The organism is Paenibacillus sp. FSL H8-0104 (assembly GCF_038050215.1).
Classification (GTDB): domain Bacteria; phylum Bacillota; class Bacilli; order Paenibacillales; family Paenibacillaceae; genus Paenibacillus; species Paenibacillus amylolyticus.
In genome coordinates this window covers 4,949,008-4,952,137 of sequence record NZ_JBBOTC010000001.1, presented here as the reverse complement: position 1 = coordinate 4,952,137, position 3,130 = coordinate 4,949,008, and the positions used below count along the sequence as shown (strand labels likewise).

Annotated in this window: 4 protein-coding genes; all 4 read left to right on the top strand. The window is 45.4% G+C overall.

Annotated features, from left to right (window positions below):
* Window positions 1–28: 28 nt before the first annotated feature.
* The 4 genes from NST38_RS22000 to NST38_RS21985 are packed head-to-tail and all read left to right on the top strand — an operon-like array spanning window position 29 to window position 3,109.
* Window positions 29–880: a 3-hydroxyacyl-CoA dehydrogenase family protein gene (locus NST38_RS22000; protein ID WP_047843827.1), complete on the top strand. Its 852-nt coding sequence runs from the start codon at window positions 29–31 to the stop codon at window positions 878–880.
* Window positions 870–1,949 carry an HAD-IIIC family phosphatase gene (locus tag NST38_RS21995; protein ID WP_445933719.1) on the top strand — a complete coding sequence of 360 codons (1,080 nt, stop codon included), beginning with the start codon at window positions 870–872 and terminating at the stop codon, window positions 1,947–1,949. The genes NST38_RS22000 and NST38_RS21995 overlap by 11 nt, the downstream gene beginning before the upstream one ends.
* A gap of 15 nt (window positions 1,950–1,964) precedes the next feature.
* The gene (locus NST38_RS21990) at window positions 1,965–2,228 is read left to right on the top strand and encodes an acyl carrier protein (protein WP_017687156.1); all 264 of its coding nucleotides are present in this window, start codon (window positions 1,965–1,967) and stop codon (window positions 2,226–2,228) included.
* Window positions 2,225–3,109 carry a hypothetical protein gene (locus NST38_RS21985; protein WP_017687157.1) on the top strand — a complete coding sequence of 295 codons (885 nt, stop codon included), beginning with the start codon at window positions 2,225–2,227 and terminating at the stop codon, window positions 3,107–3,109. Before NST38_RS21990 ends, NST38_RS21985 begins: the two co-directional genes overlap by 4 nt.
* Window positions 3,110–3,130 lie beyond the last annotated feature (21 nt).

The window sequence follows — 3,130 nt, the reverse complement described above, 5'->3', positions numbered from 1 at the left end:
CGGTAGCTCAATAAGGAGGTGATTAGGTATGCATAATCGACTCATTGCAATCATTGGCGCAGGGGTGATGGGATGCGCCACAGCACTGGATGTCGCGAGGGCTGGTTATCGTGTAATTTTGCAGGATATTTCGGCGTCGGTCATCGAACACGCCCCTGATGTTATACGTCGTGAATATCGTTCAGCTTGCTTTCTGAAGCAAGGGTACGGTCAGGTGCCCCTGGATCAGATCATGGAACGGATCTCGTTCCAGACACAAGATGAAGGTGTGGAAGAGGCAAGTATCATTATTGAAAATGTAACCGAGAACCTGGAGTTGAAAAAGGAAGTTTATGCACGACTATCCCACAAGGTTCGTCCGGATGTTTTATTTGCGCTAAATACAAGCTGTATTTCCGTGACAAAGCTCGCTTCATTTTTGCCTGACCCAGGTCGAGTCATTGGGGTGCATCTGATGAATCCGGTTCCCGTTAAATCCATGGTGGAGGTGATCAAAGGACATCATACAACGCAGGGTACGGAACATGAGATGGTAGCGTTTTTGGAAACTCTTGATAAAAGTCCAGTTGTCATAGAGGATCTGCCCGGGTTTGTCTCTAATCGCCTCTCGCACTTGTTAATGAATGAAGCGGCGTACATTGTACAGGATGGAATCGCTACACCCGAGCAGGTGGACGCCATTATGAAGAAGGGCTTCAATTATCAGATGGGGCCGCTGGAGACGGCGGATCTGATTGGTCTGGATACGGTAGTGCATTCATTGAAAGTATTGTACGACAGCTATCAGGACCCCAAATTCCGATGCTGTCCGATGTTGCAGAAAATGGTTGATGCAGGACAGTGGGGGCGGAAGACGGGTCAAGGATTCTATGCCTACTAAGATGAAAGGTGGCAAGACCATGGAAAAGCTCAAGGATATCAAGTGTATCGTTTGGGATCTGGACCACACCATATGGGATGGGGTTTTGCTTGAATCTGCAGATGTGCAACTGAAGCCGGGCTTAAAGGAGGTGATTGAAAAACTGGACCAGCGAGGTGTTTTGCACTCTGTTGCCAGTAAAAATGATGCAGAGCTGGCTTGGGCGAAACTAAACGAACTGGGCATCGCCGAATATTTTCTGTATCCCGAGATCCATTGGGATGCGAAGTCCGTCTCTGTTCAGCGGATTCAGCAGAACATTAATATCGGCATGGATGCCATTCTGTTTGTGGATGATCAACCTTTTGAACTGGAAGAAGTGCAAAGTGTACATGCTGACATTCAGGTACTTCATGCGGATCAATATGAAACCATGCTTGATGACCCAAGGCTGATGCCTCGATTCATTACAGCCGACTCTGCGTGCAGAAGGCAGATGTACCAGGCGGATACGCTCCGTAAACAGGCTGAGGAACAGTATGAGGGACCTTCAGAACAATTTCTGGCTACGCTTGGCATGAAATTTTCCATCTACGAGGCTACTGAGGATGACCTTCAACGTGCAGAGGAACTTACCGTTCGCACCAATCAGCTAAATGCAACGGGAATTACCTACAGTTACGAGGAGCTGTACCAACTGATGACCTCGCAGGACCATATGTTATTGGTGTGTGAACTCGAAGACAAATACGGGACGTATGGCAAAATTGGGCTTGCACTAATTCACATGCAGCAGAAAGTATGGCGGCTAAACATGCTTCTGATGTCTTGCAGAGTGATGTCTAGGGGAGCAGGGAGTGTACTGCTAACGTATATCATGCGTGAAGCTCAGAAGCAGGGCAAACAGATGCTTGCAGACTTCAGGGATACCGGAAGGAACCGGATGATGAATATCAGCTATCGCTTTGCCGGTTTCAAGCAGCAATCTGCAGATCAGGAAGGAAGAGTACTGTTTTATCATGATTTGCAGCAGGCTGTAGAATTTCCAGATTACATTGAGGTTTTAGTGCCCGAGGGGCAACATCAATAACAAGGGGGAAGGGCAGTGGATTATCGTCAGGAAATTCGGGAGTTTATCGGGAACAACCTCACCATGGATCATGAGGACACTCAAATTAATGATAATGACAATTATTTTGAGCAGCGGTTCGTCAATTCGCTCTTTGCGATGCGTTTGGTGGACTTTGTAGAGCGTAGATTCCAGATTGAGATAGCAAATGAAGATCTGGATTTGGCTAATTTCTGCACGATTAACCGTTTGCATGATCTTATTGAGAGAAAGTTGACTGAGAAGGAGGCGGCACTATGATTACAGCTAATCAGGCATCCATTCGTCCAGTCACAAGTCCGGCAACCAGCCCGTCCAACAAATATATGTATTTGTTTTTGGGAATTTCCTTTGGCACATGTTATGGAATCGCAAGTTTGTTCATGTTCTTTGCGGATTTTATTGTACCCATAACAGGTGAGTTAACCTTGATGCATCCACTTGCGATCGTTGCTCTGTATTCACCTTCCATTGCCGGATTAATTACATGTTATGTGATGGGCGGAAAGGAAGCATTAAAAGGAATGTTTATGAAGCTGGTTCCGCGCAGACAGGACCTGTTCTGGATACCGCTCATTATTGGAATTTCCATCATCTTTGCATCAACAATGCACTTTGGTTCCTTGTTATTCGGCATACCGGTCCCTGAACTGACATATAGTGTACCTGAAATGATCTGGTTGGGGATTGTGAATCTGATCAAGGAGACGGGGCTGATTGGTGGGCTGTTTGGCTGGATCGGATTTTTGCTTCCATTCTTGCAAGGGAAGTTAAAAAATAATATAACAAGTGGTCTGATTACCGGCCTGTTGTTCGGATTATGGGTGCTTCCGGGATACTTGATTTCCTCTTTTGGCACCTCAACCACTTACATATACTACGTTGTTCAGCTTATGGCATTTATCGTGTTCCAAAGTTATATCTTCAATGCAACCAAAGGTACACTTCTGTTTTATCTGCTTGCATTCTGGCTTGTAGCTACAGGAAGTCAAATTGATTTGTACTACTTTAATCCGCAAGTTCAAATTATGCAATTCTTCTTTTTTGCAATATCGGCTATTGTCATACATGTCATCTTCAAGCGTAAAAATGTGGATACTTCACTTCAGACATTCCCTGCATATGTTCTGGAAAGAAAGTAAGCCTGGTTATGGTGGTGGATA

Bases quoted from the DNA above. Each gene is read 5' to 3' on its own strand.
- NST38_RS22000 (WP_047843827.1), top strand. From the start codon at position 29: ATGCATAATCGACTCATTGCAATCATTGGCGCAGGGGTGATGGGATGC.
- NST38_RS21985 (WP_017687157.1), top strand. From the start codon at position 2,225: ATGATTACAGCTAATCAGGCATCCATTCGTCCAGTCACAAGTCCGGCA.
- NST38_RS21995 (WP_445933719.1), top strand. From the start codon at position 870: ATGCCTACTAAGATGAAAGGTGGCAAGACCATGGAAAAGCTCAAGGAT.